Here is a 15,227-nt window from a genome sequence, read left to right as displayed (position 1 = left end):
GCAAACTGCGCCTTCCCGGCGTGCGTTCCCGAAAGCAGGTTGATGGACCGAAAATACCGGCCGGCACAGCTCATGCTCCCCTTTGATTTCGCGACGCCGGCAGGCCGCATGCTTTGCCGCGCATGGAGGGAGCATAATTGCCAGGTGACGCCACCAGCGCTGCCGATGACATCCGCCCGCGGGTCTTCGCCGGCTTCCCGGTGAGTTCCTGGGCGTTCGCGCTGCGCGTCCTGCTGGCAATGCTCCTCGCACTCTATGTGAGCTTCTGGCTCGAACTCGAATCCCCCTCGTCGGCAGCCGTCACCGTGGCAATCCTGGCGCTGCCCACGCGCGCGCAGGGCATGGAAAAGGCGGGCTATCGGCTGCTCGCAACCGCCATCGGCGTGATCGCATCGATCGCCATCGCCGGCACCTTTTCCCAAACCGGCGCGCTGCTGCCCGCAGTGTTGGGGATCTGGGTCGGACTTTGCGTCTACGTCGCCGGGATGCTGGACGGCAATCGCGCTTATGCGGCGGCTCTCAGCTGCATCACCGTTGCCCTGATTGCCATCCAACAGATCGACAGCCCGTTGCAAGTGTTTCCGACCGGCGTCGCCCGGGGCGCCGCCATCGCCATCGGCGTCCTCGCGGTCGCTCTGGTCAACGAGGTGCTCGCCGCGCCGGACTATCATCCGGTTCTGGCGAACCGCCTCGAAACACTGCATCACCGGGTCACGGAGTTCGCGCAACGCGCCGTCCGCGGTGAAGCCTCATCCGCGACGGCTGCTGCGGACATGTTGCGCGATGTCGCGGCCCTGCATCCGGAGATCGCGAGCCTCGTCACGGAGTCGATCAGCGGCCCGGCCAGAACCGCAGCCGCACGCTCCGCGATGGTGGGCCTCGTGAGCGAGCTCGCGCTCGCCCGCACGCTTGCCGCGCTGCCGGCCGCATCCGCGACGTCCCGGGACGACCGAGACCCCGGCGCCTCCGGCCTGATCGCGATCTGCCGGACCAATCTGCGCGACGAGATCATCCGCAGGAATGCAGACGTGCGCGAAAGTCTCGAGGCACTGCGGGCCGGGAACTATCCACTCCGGCAATGGCGCGCGCCGCTTTACCGCTCGCCTCGCATTGCGGCGGAAGCCGGCGTCAGGGCCGCGATCCACTTCATCCTCATTGCAATCATCTTCGTGATGGCGGGATGGCCGACCACCGCGCTCTGCCTCTCGCTTGCCGCAGTGATCATCGGCCTGAGTGCGACGGCTCCGGATCCGCGCGCCTTCACGACACTGGCGGTCTTTGCCATGCCGATCGCATGCCTGCTCGCCGGCATCCTGAAATACCTCGTCTTCAACGGCGTATCCGAGTTTCAACTGCTGGCGATCGGCCTTGCGCCTCTCGTGATCGGCGCAGCGCTGCTGATCACGCTGCCGAGCGGCATCCTGCCGCCGCTCGGCCGGCTCTCCCTCGTATTCACGCTTGTCATTCTCGCACCGAGCAATCCGCAGAGCTACGACCCCGACGTATTCCTTGTGACGTGTCTATTTGCCCAGCTTTCCTCGGTTCTGGTCTTCGCAGCGCAGCTCCTGCTGCCGTCCTTGTCCGGCGAACGGAGGATCCGGCTGCTGCTGGACGAGGCCCATCGCGAGCTGAGCCGCCTCGATTCCGGGCGAGCCCGGCATCTCGCGCCGGAGGAAGCCGCGTTTCGCGATGCCGCCCGGATCGAGCAGATCCTGACGACGAACGGCGCCACGGCACCTCCCCCGCGGGTCGTCGCGGAAGCGCTGCGCTGCTTCGACGAGGCCGTGGTGCTGCGACGGTGCCATGCCGAACTGGACCGCCTGGCCGAGACCTCACTCGGCGACGCGGCGCGCGCCGCGCGAGCCGCGCTCACCCTACGCGATGGAGGCGCAATCCTGACTGCCGCCGAGGCGCTGCGCCAGACGGCTGCCCGAAGCAACCTGTCTGTCGATCCGGTGCTCGCCGCGCTCGTTCCGGCCAGCATCGTCCTCGAACCATGGCAGGGTTTCGCCGGTTCCGGCCAGGGGACGCATCCGTGACGAATACTTATCGTGAACTCGTCGTGGGCGGCGTGCTGATCGCCCCGATCGTGTCCTATGCGGCCACGGCGCTGCTCGCATTCCTGCTGCTCCGCCCGGTGCTGCGCTTCGTGGGATTTACAAGAATCTTCAGCAACCCGTCGCTGGCCGAGCTCTGCCTCTACGTGTCGATCTTCGGCCTGCTCGCGCTCTTTTGCTAGGGAGAAAGTCATGGACGCGGCTCTGCCTCGAGATGCGGCCTTTCCGCCCCACCCCGAATCTTCAGCCGAAGCACGGGCGGACGCAGCCGACGCCGTCGCGTGTTCCAGCCCGACGGAGGCCGCGGCGCGCGCGACCAGCGACCGCGCCGCGAACGATGGCGAAGCTTCCCGGCAGGCGACGTCATTGACGCGGTCGCTGCGCAAGGCCGCCGGGCGTTTCATGGCTGGCGTCGGCAAGCATTTTGCCACCCTTGCCATCGCCCTGGTCGCTATTCTGATATCGGTTGCAACCTGGCAGCACTATGTCACCGCGCCCTGGACGCGCAATGGCAGCGTGCGCGTGCAGGTCGCCAATGTCGCGCCGCAGATCGCAGGCAAAATCGTGGAGCTGCGGGTGGCCGACAACCAGTTCGTCCACAAGGGTGACGTGCTCTACGTCATCGATCCCTTCGACTTCGACGTAGCCGTCCGCATCGGCAAGGCCCTCGTCGACCAGCGAGCGGCGGACCTCGAGGTGAAGCAGGCCGAGTCCGACCGGCGCCGGCGTCTGTCCGACCTCGCGACGACGCCAGAGGAGCAGCAGATCTTCGCCGGCAATGCCTCGCAGGCGAAGGCCGCCTACGCAGCGGCCGCTCACCAGCTTGCACAGGCGGAATTGAACTTGAAGCGCACCAATGTGCTCAGCCCCGTCGACGGCTATGTCACCAATCTCCTGCTACGTGTCGGCGACTATGCGCTGACCGGCGTCACCAACGTCTCCATCATCGATTCCAACAGCTTCTGGATCGACGGTTATTTCGAGGAAACCAAGATGGCGCATGTCTGCGTCGGCGATCGCGTCGAGGCACAGCTCATCGGTTACTCCAAGCCGATCCTGGGACATGTGAAAACCGTGACCCGCGGCATCAGCCCGTCAAACGCCGCGGCGGGCACGCAAGGTCTGCCCAACGTGGACCCGATCTACACCTGGGTGCGGCTTGCACAGCGCATACCGGTTCGTGTCGCCATCGACACGGTGCCGCCGGGCGTGCCGTTGGTCTCCGGCATGACGGCCACGGTGACGATCCGGCAGCCCGATGCGGTCGATCGCCAGACCTGGCCTCATCGGCTCCGCACGACCTTCGTGGACCCAATGTTCGATGTGTTCGGCGCAGGAGATCCGCCGCGACCCAACTGCCTCCAATCCCCATCCCAGCAGCCTCCCGAGGTGACGGCGCTTCCCTACGCGCGGGTGCCCGCAATTCCGCCGGCGGAGAAGATCGCGCCCGGACTCACCCCCGGCATCGATGCCTCGCCACGCCTTCCCTGAATCCGGTCAGATCGCCCGACCTGAAGAGAGCTGCATCGCGCCGCAACATCGGAGCTCACAGCGCAGGCCTTTGATTCTTCTTGCTTAATTCGGAGTTTCGCGACGTTCCGACGCACCTGCAGCTTTCGCAAAATCTAACACGATTTCAGCAACGCTAACGGGCCTTGTGGCGGCATCAGACATATCGTTCGAGCGTCAACCAATGGCATTCAGCAGCCGTCACCGCGGCAGCGGAATCCAAAAGACGGGACGAACGATGCTCACCGATATGCAAGCGGCCGGCGCCCGATTGACACATCAACCCGGCGCCCGCGAACCGGATTTCTCTCAGGGGGCACGCGCATTCCCCCACGAACGAAAATGGCGCCAGCCCGAGCAACGCGCGGGCGTCGCGCGCGAGGACATCACGATCTCGCGCTTTACCTATGCGCAGACGGCCGTCAGGCGCGAGGATGCAACGACGCCTCCCGACCGGTACTTCTTCTCGATCGCCCTGAAGAGCACACGTCTCAAGCTGACCAGAGGCAGTCAGACCATTTTCGACGGCGCCATGCCGGCAGGCACACTCTATGTCGGCGCGCCGTCGAAGCCGCTCCGCGCGCAGTTTCTTGCGCCGTGCGATTTCCTGCACTTCCACATCTCGGCCAATTGCTTTCCATCTCCACAGCAGGGAACGGAGCCGCTCGCGCCCGAATGCCTGAACGATCTCCTTCTGTTGCGCGACCCGTTCGCCGAGCAGCTCGCAAAGGCGCTGACCGAACAAGGCCATTCGGCCGATCGCGAATTTGCGTGCTGCATCGCCCAGACGCTGGTGATGCACGTCGCTCGGCGCGAGCCCCCGCGTACGAAAGTCAACGCCTTGCCGAAATGGCGGCTCCGACGCGTCGAGGAGTATGTCAGGGCGCGCTTCGACCACTCCATCAGCCTGTCCGACCTCGCCGGCGTCGCGGGATTGTCCCGGATGCACTTCGCAGCGCAGTTTCGCGCCGCGACTGGATACCGGCCGCGCGAGTATCTCCTGCAACAGCGCATCGAGCATGCAAAATCTCTCCTGTCGAATACCGAGACGCCGCTGGTCGAGGCGGCGCTGGCCGTCGGTTTCTGCACGCAGGCGCATTTCTCGACCGTCTTCAAACGTCTGACAGGCGACACGCCGGCACGTTGGCGGTGCACCAGCCGGAACGCATTGGCGTCACCCAGGCTCGCTGAATGCGACCCGGTTCCGTCACGCGAGCCGGTGTCTCATGTCCTGCCGGCGGACCTCCGTGAATCATGCGAAATGAGAAACAGCGTGGGGACGTGAAATACTTTGCACGCGGGATCGGCGATGTTGGCAATGTTAGTGACTGAGACCCCCAAGTCACGGCTCGAGCCTTCTCCTCCCAGGCATGCGAGCATTGGGCCGTCCTCCCCACAAGGACGGCCCCTTTTTTTGCCGCGCCGCACGTCGATCCGGAGCGCGCCGTCCGTCCGATTCCGGAACGAAGCTGTTGCCATTTCAGTCGCTGAGATGCCGCGCAAGCCAGTTGCGCACGCCCTGAAGACTCCTGAAATCATCCAGCGACCGCACCGGAAGGCCGGGCTCGATGCTCGCAACCATCCGGCTCAGTGCATGTCCAGGTCCAAATTCGAGAAATGCCGTGGCACCCGCTTCGAGACAGCTTTGCAGGCAATTTCCCCACTGCACGGTTTGCGAGATCTGCGCGGCGAGCTTGTCGTGGCCCGTCTCGGCGGAGACGACCGAACCGCCATCGATGCCGCTCAGGATGCGCGCACCGGCGGCCGACGGGAACGCCACCGGCGCCGACCGCAAGACTTCGCGAAACACGACCGACGCCTCGGCGAGCCGTCCGGTGTGGGAGGCAACCCGAACCGGCAGATCGACGATCCTTGTGGCGCGCATCGCCCTCGCCTCTCCGGCAATCCCGTTCAATGCCTCCCGGCCACCGCCGACCACGAAGGCATCGCCTGGATTGACGATGGCGATCGCCGCGCCGTGGCGCTCGCAAAGGCGGGTCATATCGTCATGTGAAAGACCACGGACAAAGATCAGCCCGTCACCGGCGCAGGTGGCGGCGTCCATCGCTTCCGCGCGGCGCACCGCGAGGTCAAGCGTGAGGACCGGTTCGAACAAATCTCCCACGCCCCATGCCGCCACCTCACCGACGCTGTAGCCTGCGATGATGGCGCCATGTGGAATGATGTCCCTGAGCCCGGCAGCGGCGGCCAGTGCCTGCAACGTGCATAGAATCTGGCCGGACCGGTTGCGATGCAGAGCCTCGTCAGATTCGCTGCGCACGAAATCGCGCGGATCCCTGCCGCCCAGCAACGTTGCCGCGTGTGCAAACAGGTGCGTCGCTTCCGGCGCATCGCCCGTCAGGGCGAACATGTCCCGATGCTGTCCGCCTTGTCCCGAGCACAGGATCGCAAGTGTCATGATCGCCGCCTAGTGCGGAAAGAGCACGGCGATCGCAACCGCCATGGTCGCGACGCTGAATCCGGTGCTCGAAATGACCATCGATCCGACCGCTGCCGAGTCCAGCCGGTAGTTGACCGCAAACAGGATGCCGAAAAAGCCGGAAGGCACCGCGGCGAGCAGAATGGCCGTCCTCGCTGTGTCGGGAGCGATTGGAAAGACGTGAGTGATTGCAACGGCTGCGAGCGGCCGAACCACGTCCGCGGCCACGGTTGCGGCCGCGATCTTCCAGTTCAGGCGGAACGACTGTGCCGACAGGATGGCTCCGGTGAGAAACAGCGCGACGCCGGCGGCCGAACTCCCGATCAGCGCGAGGCACGCATGAGCGAGCGCGTTGAGGCTCAGATCCGACACCGAAAACAGGATGCCGAACACGGGCGCGAGCACGACCGGCTTGGTGATCGCACGCCCCACTGCCGTCAGCATCTGCCGCGCCGCCATTTCCTCGCCACGGGACCTGGCGGCGTCCATTTCCGCCATGATCAGGGTCACCGGGCTGATGAGGACCGAACCGGTTGCCAATGCGACGGCGACCGGAACGGCGCCCGCCTGTCCCGCGACGGATGTCAGGATTGGAAGACCGACGCCGGCAAGATTTGGAAAGCCGACCGTGAGTGCCTGAATCGACGCATCGGGCCGCGACACCTTGAACAACCTGCGCGCGGCAAGATACCAGGCGGCATAGAGCAACGACATCGTTATGCCGAGCACCAGAAACAGCGGAACCTGCTCGATCATCTCACTGCGCGACGCTGAGGCGGTCGCGGCGAACAGGGACGCCGGCACGGCGAAATCCATCACGAGTGCGTTGAGAGCATCGACATGAAGATTGTCGACGACATGAAACCTTCCGGCGGCGTATCCAAGCAGCAAGACAAAGAACACCGGCACCAGCGCCATCAGGATTGCATTGGACATCATGGCCCCGGCGCGTCGTGGGCATCGACGAAGAGCGACATCGCAAGCAGGTCAGCCGAGCCACCGGGACTGAGACGACGGGCGACGAAGCTCTCATGGATCCATTGCGCGCTGACGCGCCAGCCGGGAGCGCGCACGCCGCCGGCGTCGATGAAGCGACGTGCCGCGCGACGCGCAAAACGAAGCCCCTCGAGCCCGCCACGATGCAGCAGATTCGTGTCTTCCACCGACGCAATCAGGGCAAAGCACGCTTCGACCCGAGCCGCTTCCGCATCCTCGGGCGTGGCAGGCATTGTTCTCCGCAGGGCCGGCAAGCCGATCCGGTAGACGCTGGGAAACCCGCTCGCCGCCTCGATACGGGCTCCGCCTGCGCGAAAGCGGCGGCGAGCAGCGCTGCCATGGCTGTGCAGCAACACCGGACCGTCGAGTATGCTGGCGCCCCAGAGGCGTGCCACGACGTCGCCGAGCGGACGTGCCGGATCGACCAGCCCGCCGGCCCTCGCACCGGCCGCCGCGCACAACAGGCCAAGACCGAAGATCGCGCCGCGATGCGTATTGACGCCCGCGGTCGCCTCGAGCATCGCCCGTTCGGCCTCCAGGCCGATGACCCGCAGCACTCCCATGCCGCAACCGAGCGCGCCCGCTTCGGCAAGACTTTGAAGGTAAGGCCTGATGGCCGCAGCGCTGCGACGAAACGTGCCGGCATCCATGTCGACGTGACTACCATTGTCGACATGGCTCACGAGCCCCGGCTTGGGCCAGGTTTCCAGCTCCATGGCAAGGCAATCGGCAGCGAAGCCGCCGATGGCCCAGATACCGGACGGCATCTGCCTCCGGCTGGAAACAAGCGGTTCGATGCTTCGTGCGGCCGCTGTGGTCATGATCCCATCGCTCCCGAAATGAATCGATCCCTGTCGAGCAGGGCTACGCACCCGATGGTCTTGACCAGAAGCTGGTCCGTGCCGGCATGGAATTCGCGCCAGTTCACCGCTGCACCATCCGCGCGCATCAATTCGCCATCGAGCCGCATCGGCGCATCGGTCTCGATCGCAGCCACGTCGGCGGCGAGACGATCCAGATCGGCTTCGCGGGGGAACGCGAACAGGACATCGAGGTCGGAACGAGCGGTCACGTAATCGAGCCCGGTCAGCGATTGCCATGCGAGGCTGCCGAACACGCGCACGTCCACCGAATGACGAAGCGCGAGCCCGTCGAGCCGATCGAGCGTCGGCCACCAGTTGCGCGGCGCCGAGGCGCGCACCTGCCGCAGCGCGGGCGGCCTCGCGACCGATGTGACGTGGTCGATATCCGCGAGAAACGACAGCCGCTTCTTGCCGGCGGAGGGCGGCAACGGCAGGCCGAGTGCAAGGCCGGTCGCTTCGCTAGGTAGAGCGCGCCGCCTGATGGTCGGCCATCCCATTTCGGACCAACGCGAAACCAGCGGGTCGGCTGCGAGATCGCCGCGCATCCCGATCATCGCGCGCCAACCCTGCGGGCTGACAAAGACGAGGTCGTGGCGACCGGCCGGCGGTTCACCGGATTTGCAGGGCAAGGTCACGAACGCGCTCCGCGATATCGGCGGCCTTCGGCCGGCCACCGCGCTCCTTGCCGAGCGCATCTCTTCGATCCCGCGCAGCCGGCATGTCGGCGAGCAGCGCCTCCAGCTGGTCTGCGAGCGAGGTGGCGTCGCTCCATGTCATATGAACGGCACCCATCTGCTCGAGATTGGAGAGCCCCGGCGCAAAAACCGGCGTCGATTTGGCTTTCTCCTCAAGAGCGGCCATCGACAATTTGGTGACCTTCGCCATCGACGGCAGATCCATCACCGCGGGAGAGGCGCCGGGCAATCCGACCAGCACGCGCGTCGCAAGGCCCGTCGCAAGCAGGGCCCCCGCAGCCGAGTGGCCGTAAAGAAGACCGATGGTCGGGCGACCGTGCATATCCGCGTGGATCAGCACTTTCGCCAGATGCGCGAGGAATTCGTTGAGCCCGAGCAGCTCGTCACGCTTGCTCATGCGCTGGCTGTCGCTGTCGACGAGCACCAGGATCGGTCCGCTCCCCCGGTCGATCGACTCCAGGACATGCGCGGAAAGTCTGATCGCCTCGTCGACGCCGAGCGCAGTCCGATCCGCAACACCAATCACGAGTATCCTGCCACCGGATCGCAGCGTCGCGGCGCCAGCAATGACGCCATTGTCGTTCCTGACCTCATGGCCATCGGGAAACAGCGAGGCGAGAATGTCATCGAGCGTCACGGCTGCTCCTCCCGATCCTGCTAGCAAGCGCAATGAACTGGTCGGCCGGCAATTCCGGAACTGTTTCCGCATGCGCAACACCTTCCGCGGTCCAGATATCGACGGCGTCCTGGCAAGCGCCGAAGCGGCGCAACCTGTCGGCCAGACGCCCCTGCTCCGCCCTGAGCCGGTCGAGGCCGAAGGGGCCAATCAACCCGATCAGCTCGAGTGCGGCCTCGCGAAAATCCTGCACAGTGTCACCGGCGAAGACGTCGGCTGCGCCGAGCAGCCGCCGGTGCTTGCCGCCCATGGTGCGCCAGACCAGGGCACGGTCACGGGAGTCGAATTCCTCGACGCCGCGGTTGGTCTCGATCACCTCGGGGCCCGACACCGCGATGCGTCCCGCCTCCGAAACGGCGAGCGCGGAGCAACAGCCCGCGATCAGACCGCCGCCGCCATAGCAGCCGGAGCGCCCGCCGATCAGGCCGATGACCTTCACGCCGGCACTGCGCGCCTCAATCACCGCGCGCATGATCTCGGCGATGGCGAGTTCACCGGCATTGGCCTCCTGCAGACGGACGCCGCCGGTATCGAGCAGGATCAGAACGGGGATCGATCCGATCTCGCGCGCCGCGCGGAGCAGACCCAGCAGTTTGGCGCCGTGCACCTCGCCGAAGGCGCCGCCCATGAAACGTCCTTCCTGTGCGGCGACGAATACCGGCGCGCCGCCGAGCCGGCCATGGCCGACGACGATGCCGTCATCGAACTGCTCGGGAAGGCCGAATATCTCCAGATGCGGACTGACCTCGCGCTGTTCCGGCCCGATGAACTCGACCAGGCTGCCGGCATCAAGCAGCAGATCAAGCCTCGTCCGCGCCGATGCCTCGTTGAAGCTTGTGCTGCGGGCCCGTTCGGCCGGGGCGATGTGCGGGAGCGGCGCAGTCATTGCTCGCTCCCCTCGATCAATCGCACCGCCTGCGCCAGCCGAAGCGATACCGTGTCGGGCCGCGCGCCGCCGTCATTGATGGAAAATTTCAGCCCGCCGGGCGAATAGCGCTCGACGAAATCGCCAATGACGGCGCTCCAGACTTCGCCGAAGCCCATCGCCGCGGTTTTGATCTCGACCGCGCATTCGGCATCCGGCAGGACGCGCTCGACCAGGACTTCCAGATTGCCCGAGGCGACCACGCCCACGATCGCGCTCCGCCTGATGCCGCCCGCGCGCTCGCGAACCGGGTGATGAAAGCTGAGATCTTCCATGGCCTGTCCTCACCAGTTCCTGAATTTCGACGGCGGTGCGTAGAGCCCGCCCGACCAGCGCACGAGATCCTTGATCGAGCGCGCCGCCAGCATGTTGCGATCCGCATCGAGCGGGTTGATGCCGATATCTTCGGGCCGCCGGATCACGCCGCGCTCGCGCAGCTGCGCGACCATGCTGCGATCCCGCCCGCGACCGACATCGGTGTATCCGGCGACGCCGCGGATCGCCTGCTCGCGCTCTTGCGCCGTACGGCACAACAGGAGGTTCGCCACGCCCTCCTCGGTGACGATGTGCGTGACGTCGTCGCCGTAGATCATCACCGGCGCGAGTTCGAGGTTCAGCTTCTCGGCGAGCTCGATCGCATCGAGCTTCTCGACGAACAGCGGGACATTCTTGTCGCCGAAGGTCTCGCCAATCTGCACCACCAGCTTGCGGCCCCGGCGCAACGGAGCCGGGCTGTCCGGATCGGCCTCCGCGCCGGCCTTCAGCCAGGGCTCGCTCGGATGCCTGCGCCCGCGTGCGTCCGCGCCCATGTTCGGCGCGCCGCCGAACCCGGCGATGCGCGAGGTGGTGATGGTCGAAGAATTTCCCTGGAGATCGATCTGCAGCGTGGAGCCGATGAACATGTCGCAGGCATAGAGCCCGGCGGTCTGGCAAAAGGCGCGGTTGGAACGCAGCGAACCGTCGGGGCCGGTGAAATAGATGTCGGATCGCGCCCGGATGTACTCGTCCATCCCGACCTCCGAGCCGAACGAGTGGATTTGCCGGACCCAACCAGATTCGATCGCGGGAATGAGCGCGGGATGCGGATTCAAGGCGAAGTGGGTTGCGATCCTGCCCTTCAGGCCCAGCCTCTCGCCGAACGTCGGCAGCAGGAGCTCGATCGCGGCCGTGCTGAAGCCGATCCCGTGATTGATCCGCTGCACGCCATAGGGCGCGTAGATGCCCTTGATCGCGAGCATCGCGGTCAGGATCTGCCCCTCGGTGATCGCCGCCGGATCGCGCGTGAACAGTGGCTCGACGAAGAACGGCTTGTCGGACTTGACGACGAAATGGACGCGGTCCGCCGGGATATCGACCCGCGGAACCGTCTCGACGATCTCGTTGACCTGGGCGATCACGACGCCGTCCTTGAACGCCGTTGCCTCCACCACGGTGGGCGTGTCCTCGGTGTTCGGGCCGGTGTAGAGGTTGCCGTCACGGTCGGCGCTGACGGCGGCGATCAGGGCGACGTGCGGGGTGAGATCGATGAAGTAGCGCGCGAACAGTTCGAGATAGGTGTGAATTGCTCCCAGCTCGATCTTGCCGCCGAACAGCATGCGCGCGATGCGCGCCGATTGCGGCCCGGAATAGGCATAGTCGAGCCGCTTCGCGACCCCGCGGTCGAACAGGTCCAGATGTTCGGGCAGAACGACGCCCGACTGCACCATGTGCAGATCGTTGACCTTGGACAGATCGACCGCCAGCAGCGCGCGGCTCAAGAGATCCGCCTGCTTCTGGTTATCGCCTTCGAGGCAAACCCGGTCGCCCGGCCGGATCACGGCCTCCAGCAGACGCGTAGCGTCGGACGCTTCCACGACCTTGCCGTGGGCAAGTCCGGCACCGGCCGCGATGCGGGCATCGCGCGCGGCGCGGTTGTTCTGCCAGCTCGTCATGACCTTGGCCCCTTTGCGGCGTTGGCTCCGCTCCAGAGCGATCCCGGATTGGCACGGTCGGGATGAAGCGCAAGCATCGCGTCGTAGAGCTCGCGCGGAGAAATCGTCGCCTGGTCGAGGCGGTTGAAATCGAGCAGATATTGCCGGGTGTCCGCGATGCTGCGCGGATTGTCATCGTTCTCCGGCTTCTTGTGTCCGGCCACCACGAAGCGCGGCTTCAACGCTTCGAGCCGATCGAGCGCGGCGATCCATTCCAGCCGGCTCTGCGTGTCGGTTTCGGCGAGATAAGGATGAATGCCGTTGTATGTGGTGTCGCCGGCGACGATCAGATCGAGAGACGGGACATGAACGGCGGTGGAGCGCGCCGTGTCGGTTCGTCCCATGTCGATGACGACGAGCTTGTGTCCCTCGAGCGCGAGCTCGCCTTCGAGAGGCTCTGCAGCGACCAGGCGCTGCGCGATCTCGCCCGGAAAGCGCTTGCGCCAGAAACCGTCGAGCGATGCCGGCGAAAGCTGCGTCTTCATCTCGTCGACAACCTCGGGAACGGCCACGGCCCGTGCCCGCGGAAAGCGATCGAGCAGCGGCGCGAGACCGAAGAAATGATCACCGTGGCCATGCGTGACGTAGATCGTGGTCAGATTTCGCTCCCGCGACACGACCCAATCCAGCAACGTCTTCGACTGCCCGGCGGTGAGGAACGTGTCGACGAGGATGGCATCCCGCTCGCCGTAGATCAAAGTCGACGAATTCGCGACCCACATCAGGTCCGGATTGCCGGACGGCAGATCGCGGCTCAGTCCAGCCCGCTTCACCGTCGTCACGACCCAGTCCAGGATCGTGCCGGTCGTCTCGATCATGCTCATGGAATTCTCCGGAGGGGCAGTCGGGCCGGCGGGAGTGCTGTCTCTCCCGCGGTCCTTCCTTCTGCCGGCCGTGCGTCAGGACCGGCAAAACGCGTCAGCGGGTGGCCGGTTGATCGATGCTGCGAGCGGCACGGGTGATGATCTCCGCCACTTCCTTCGGATGCGACTCGTAGACCGAGTGGCTTGCACCCGGGATCACGGTGGTGTGGCTCTTGGCGCGCTCGTAATACCAGCGCTCGAGATCCGGATTGATGATCTGGTCGTTGCCGGCAACGATGCCCCAGCTCGGCTTGGTCTTCCACGCAGCCGCCGTCAGCGGCGTGCTGAACACCTGCGTCGCGGCCAGAACCTGGGAGCGTGATTCGAACTCCGCCTGCTCGCGCGGCAGATCGGGGGCGAACAGCTTGGGGAATTGCACGGGATCGAGATAGGTGAATTTGTCGGGCGTGACCTTGATGGCGCCTTCGGTCTTTCCAAGTACGCTCGGCGTCTTCTTGCCCAGCGCCGCTTCGTCCTCTCCGACGTCGGGCGCATGCGCAGCGACGTAGACCAGGCCGACGACATTGGGATGAACACCCGCCTCGGTGATGATCGAGCCGCCATAGCTGTGGCCGACCAGAAGCGTCGGGCCATTCTGGAGATCGAGCAGCCGCTTCGCCGCCGTGACATCATCGCCAAACGACGTCTCGGGCTCCTGCAGCATGCTGACGCGGAAGCCTTCCTTGACCAGGATCTCGTAGACCGGCTTCCAGCCGGACGCATCGACCCAGGCGCCGTGCACCAGGACGATGTTCTTCGGGGGTTCAGCGCGCGCCGGGGCGACGGTCGCGAACAGGGAGAGAGCGGCAGCGAAGGCGAGGCCAGCGTTGAGGTGTTTCATGTCGGGATCACTCCAGGTTGGAATGGTGCGACAGTAGTGTCGACACTCGCCGGCGTATTTCGGCAAACAACGGCCCTTGCCACTTCGCACGTCGGGACATGCCGATCGCGACAACGGCTGCTCGTGCATCCTCGGGACACTGCCTAGCTAGGGCGCGCACTTCAAAGCGCAGCGCATATGTCAGGCGTACAGACCTCTCATTACTGTGAACGGCCGGCGTTCATACGCGAAAGACGAACGATCCGCTTTGGCATTCAAGAGGTCGCATCTGATGCTGATTAAACTCCATGCATGGGATCGGACACATGACATCCACAGCAAATCTCCAGATCGCGCTTCTCATCCTGTTGTGCGCAGCTTCGCCTGCGCGTGCAGGCACTTGTGCGGACGACATCGCGAAAACCCAGATCCAGCTGGATCAGGCCATAGAAAAAGACGCGGGCGCCCACGGCTGGCAGCGGGAGAGCCTCAGCGCGCTGCGCAGTCATCAACCGACGCCTCGCTCGATTGCAGAGGCCGAAGGCGGCCGCGGAGCGGTTTTCGCGGATGCGCTGGATTCGCTTGATCGCGCACGTACCGCCGAACAAAACGGCGACACAAGCACATGCAGCCGGGAACTCGCGCATGTGCGGGCCATTCTGAAATAGCGAAAGCGAGCCGAAGCCAAAGCCGGCCAACGGCGCTGTCATCGGCGAGGCAACTCGGCGACGCGGCCGAACGAAGACGAATGCCCGCTTACGATGCGTCGAATGCCCGTTGTCGTCGTGCTGCCGGGTAGCGGGACGTGCGTTCTGGAAATACCCCACCGTTCCGCACCTCTCTAGTGCTCGACAGCATTCAGCCGGAGCATTTTTCATGCGAGAGCAGCACCCATCGAACGACGTCGGCTCGGGAAGATCCAGCTCGCACCGGTTCACCCTGATACCGCTCGCCGTGGCACTCACGGCCGGCATGCTGTGGCTCGTCCCGGCTGCGACGTCCGCTCAAACGACCATGCCGGGAATGCAGCCTTCCACCGGCATGCTGGCGACGTCGCCGCTCAACCCGCAATCCACGCGGCCCGTCGGCGTTCCGCTGGGATCGACCGAGATCGCAACACCCGGCATTTCGCCGCTCAATCCGGCGCAAAGCACGGCGGGTTGTGCCGGATCCGGCAATACCGCCTCGTCCGGAGCCTTGTTCGACGGCGGCGGACTGTCCGGGGGCTCATCCGTCACCTGCAACGGCAGCATCACGGCGGCGCCTCCGCTGCCTTCAGCATCGACGGTCGGACGCGTCGGGATACCGCTCGGAGCCACCGAGCTCGGCGGCGCCGGAATCAGTCCGTCCGTCCCGGTGCAAGGCCCTGCCGCAACGGGCAGCACGACTTCGATCAGCGGCTCAAGCAATCCC

16 protein-coding genes are annotated in these 15,227 nt (G+C 65.4%); 5 read left to right on the top strand and 11 right to left on the bottom strand.

Going from position 1 to position 15,227, the window contains the following annotated elements; translation table 11 throughout:
• The first annotated feature begins 137 nt into the window (after positions 1–137).
• The 4 genes from AB7245_RS17115 (at position 138) to AB7245_RS17100 (ending at position 4,851) form a co-directional block, all read left to right on the top strand.
• Positions 138–2,039, top strand: coding sequence for an FUSC family protein (locus AB7245_RS17115; protein ID WP_135215366.1), 1,902 nt, complete (start codon positions 138–140; stop codon positions 2,037–2,039).
• Positions 2,036–2,239, top strand: a complete 204-nt coding sequence (locus tag AB7245_RS17110; protein WP_028155834.1) for a DUF1656 domain-containing protein — start codon at positions 2,036–2,038, stop codon at positions 2,237–2,239. The genes AB7245_RS17115 and AB7245_RS17110 overlap by 4 nt, the downstream gene beginning before the upstream one ends.
• A 10-nt stretch (positions 2,240–2,249) precedes the next feature.
• Positions 2,250–3,548, top strand: coding sequence for a biotin/lipoyl-binding protein (locus AB7245_RS17105; protein WP_085401738.1), 1,299 nt, complete (start codon positions 2,250–2,252; stop codon positions 3,546–3,548).
• Positions 3,549–3,804: 256 nt separating this feature from the next.
• Positions 3,805–4,851: a helix-turn-helix domain-containing protein gene (locus AB7245_RS17100; RefSeq protein WP_063986513.1), complete on the top strand. Its 1,047-nt coding sequence runs from the start codon at positions 3,805–3,807 to the stop codon at positions 4,849–4,851.
• A 195-nt stretch (positions 4,852–5,046) separates the two neighbouring features.
• Here AB7245_RS17100 and AB7245_RS17095 read toward each other — a convergent pair whose 3' ends face one another.
• The 10 genes from AB7245_RS17095 to AB7245_RS17050 form a co-directional block, all read right to left on the bottom strand.
• Positions 5,047–5,985, bottom strand: coding sequence for a malonate decarboxylase subunit epsilon (locus AB7245_RS17095; RefSeq protein WP_085401739.1), 939 nt, complete (start codon positions 5,983–5,985; stop codon positions 5,047–5,049).
• Between the two features lie 9 nt (positions 5,986–5,994).
• Positions 5,995–6,945, bottom strand: coding sequence for an AEC family transporter (locus AB7245_RS17090; RefSeq protein WP_071915304.1), 951 nt, complete (start codon positions 6,943–6,945; stop codon positions 5,995–5,997).
• Positions 6,942–7,823, bottom strand: a complete 882-nt coding sequence (gene mdcB / locus AB7245_RS17085) for a triphosphoribosyl-dephospho-CoA synthase MdcB (RefSeq protein WP_085401740.1) — start codon at positions 7,821–7,823, stop codon at positions 6,942–6,944. The genes AB7245_RS17090 and mdcB overlap by 4 nt, the downstream gene beginning before the upstream one ends.
• Positions 7,820–8,500 carry a malonate decarboxylase holo-[acyl-carrier-protein] synthase gene (gene mdcG / locus AB7245_RS17080; protein ID WP_085401741.1) on the bottom strand — a complete coding sequence of 227 codons (681 nt, stop codon included), beginning with the start codon at positions 8,498–8,500 and terminating at the stop codon, positions 7,820–7,822. Before mdcG ends, mdcB begins: the two co-directional genes overlap by 4 nt.
• Positions 8,475–9,197, bottom strand: a complete 723-nt coding sequence (gene mdcE / locus AB7245_RS17075) for a biotin-independent malonate decarboxylase subunit gamma (protein ID WP_085401742.1) — start codon at positions 9,195–9,197, stop codon at positions 8,475–8,477. The genes mdcG and mdcE overlap by 26 nt, the downstream gene beginning before the upstream one ends.
• Positions 9,184–10,122, bottom strand: a complete 939-nt coding sequence (locus AB7245_RS17070) for a biotin-independent malonate decarboxylase subunit beta (RefSeq protein ID WP_085401743.1) — start codon at positions 10,120–10,122, stop codon at positions 9,184–9,186. Before AB7245_RS17070 ends, mdcE begins: the two co-directional genes overlap by 14 nt.
• Positions 10,119–10,436, bottom strand: coding sequence for a malonate decarboxylase acyl carrier protein (mdcC, locus tag AB7245_RS17065; RefSeq protein WP_085401744.1), 318 nt, complete (start codon positions 10,434–10,436; stop codon positions 10,119–10,121). The genes AB7245_RS17070 and mdcC overlap by 4 nt, the downstream gene beginning before the upstream one ends.
• A 9-nt stretch (positions 10,437–10,445) precedes the next feature.
• Entirely contained in the window at positions 10,446–12,092 is a 1,647-nt protein-coding gene (mdcA, locus tag AB7245_RS17060; RefSeq protein ID WP_085401745.1) for a malonate decarboxylase subunit alpha, read from the bottom strand.
• Entirely contained in the window at positions 12,089–12,955 is an 867-nt protein-coding gene (locus tag AB7245_RS17055) for an MBL fold metallo-hydrolase (protein WP_135215368.1), read from the bottom strand. The genes mdcA and AB7245_RS17055 overlap by 4 nt, the downstream gene beginning before the upstream one ends.
• 94 nt (positions 12,956–13,049) lie before the next feature.
• The gene (locus tag AB7245_RS17050) at positions 13,050–13,835 is read right to left on the bottom strand and encodes an alpha/beta hydrolase (RefSeq protein ID WP_071915311.1); all 786 of its coding nucleotides are present in this window, start codon (positions 13,833–13,835) and stop codon (positions 13,050–13,052) included.
• Between the two features lie 305 nt (positions 13,836–14,140).
• Here AB7245_RS17050 and AB7245_RS17045 point away from each other — a divergent pair, with 305 nt between their 5' ends.
• The gene (locus AB7245_RS17045) at positions 14,141–14,482 is read left to right on the top strand and encodes a hypothetical protein (RefSeq protein WP_085401747.1); all 342 of its coding nucleotides are present in this window, start codon (positions 14,141–14,143) and stop codon (positions 14,480–14,482) included.
• A 336-nt stretch (positions 14,483–14,818) separates the two neighbouring features.
• On the opposite strand, the gene AB7245_RS17040 is transcribed toward AB7245_RS17045, so the two are convergent.
• Positions 14,819–15,223: a hypothetical protein gene (locus tag AB7245_RS17040; RefSeq protein ID WP_085401748.1), complete on the bottom strand. Its 405-nt coding sequence runs from the start codon at positions 15,221–15,223 to the stop codon at positions 14,819–14,821.
• Positions 15,224–15,227: the final 4 nt, after the last annotated feature.

Origin of the sequence: Bradyrhizobium sp. 604_D8_N2_3 (assembly GCF_051810765.1) — a bacterium.
Classification (GTDB): Bacteria; Pseudomonadota; Alphaproteobacteria; order Rhizobiales; family Xanthobacteraceae; genus Bradyrhizobium; species Bradyrhizobium barranii.
The sequence above is the reverse complement of the archived record's forward strand: the minus strand, read 5'-3'. Positions and strand labels throughout refer to the sequence as shown.